An 895-nucleotide genomic window follows, 5' to 3' on the forward strand; every position below is an offset into this window, starting at 1 on the left:
TTCTTATATACAAATATGTCAAAACTGATGTTCTCAGGAGCCAAAGGTCATGCCTAAACCTGCCATTTCAAATGTTATGAATGAGTTTCTCGCGTTTCACGAGCTATTGGATGCGGCTTACTGGGAGGCGTCCTCACTCGAACACAAAGACATTATCTATGACATTATTAGCCAGTTTTCCCAGGAAATTGCCGAGCTTAATAAGCTCAGCATACAAGACCACCATTATCCCTATGAATTTATTACCGAAGGCATTCGACGTATCCCTCCGAAATTAACTAATTTGGAAGATCAGCTTCCTACCATTATCAAACGCACACAAACTATGGCTGATATGAGGGAAGCCTTATCCAATATAATCGCTATATTAGAGGGACAATCTGAAGTTTAGTGGCCTAGCTCAAGCGAACAATTACTTCGGCTTAAGCTCAACAATCTGGACTATCTGAGCCTGCTCGTCATCAGGGCCTGAGGGGATATGATTAACCCGCGTATCAAGCTCTGACATTTCAACTTGTGCTATTTGCTTCTCAGTAAAGTCGCAGGCGACACACTCTTTAAAGGTGCCTTCATCAGATGAATACGTCACTAACTTGTCCATCTCACCGCAACGAGGGCATACGGCACCTGCGATAAAGCGCTTGGTTATCTTCTGCGTCATACCTTGATTCCCGCCTGCTTAAGCAATGGCTCAACACTTGGCTTACGACCGCGGAAGCTGGTAAACATATCAATCGCTTCAATTGAACCACCTACTTCGAGCACTTTTTCTTTATAGTCTTTACCCGTTTGCACGTTAAAGACACCTTCTTCCTCAAAGCGGGAAAACGCATCTGCTGCTAAGACTTCTGCCCACTTATAACTGTAATAACCCGCCGAATAGCCACCAGCAAAT

Annotated in this window: 3 protein-coding genes; 1 reads left to right on the plus strand and 2 read right to left on the minus strand. The window is 44.0% G+C overall.

Annotated features, from left to right (window positions below; translation table 11 throughout):
- Window positions 1-49: 49 nt before the first annotated feature.
- The gene (locus tag A3729_RS24910; RefSeq protein WP_068510893.1) at window positions 50-391 is read left to right on the plus strand and encodes a hypothetical protein; all 342 of its coding nucleotides are present in this window, start codon (window positions 50-52) and stop codon (window positions 389-391) included.
- A 21-nt stretch (window positions 392-412) separates the two neighbouring features.
- Here A3729_RS24910 and A3729_RS24915 read toward each other — a convergent pair whose 3' ends face one another.
- Both A3729_RS24915 and A3729_RS24920 read right to left on the minus strand, forming a co-directional pair.
- Window positions 413-661: a YheV family putative zinc ribbon protein gene (locus tag A3729_RS24915; protein ID WP_082865221.1), complete on the minus strand. Its 249-nt coding sequence runs from the start codon at window positions 659-661 to the stop codon at window positions 413-415.
- The coding region (locus A3729_RS24920; protein ID WP_231877499.1) for a M3 family metallopeptidase at window positions 658-895 on the minus strand (238 nt) is incomplete at its 5' end. The genes A3729_RS24915 and A3729_RS24920, both read right to left, overlap by 4 nt.

Source organism: Oleiphilus sp. HI0043, assembly GCF_001634935.1.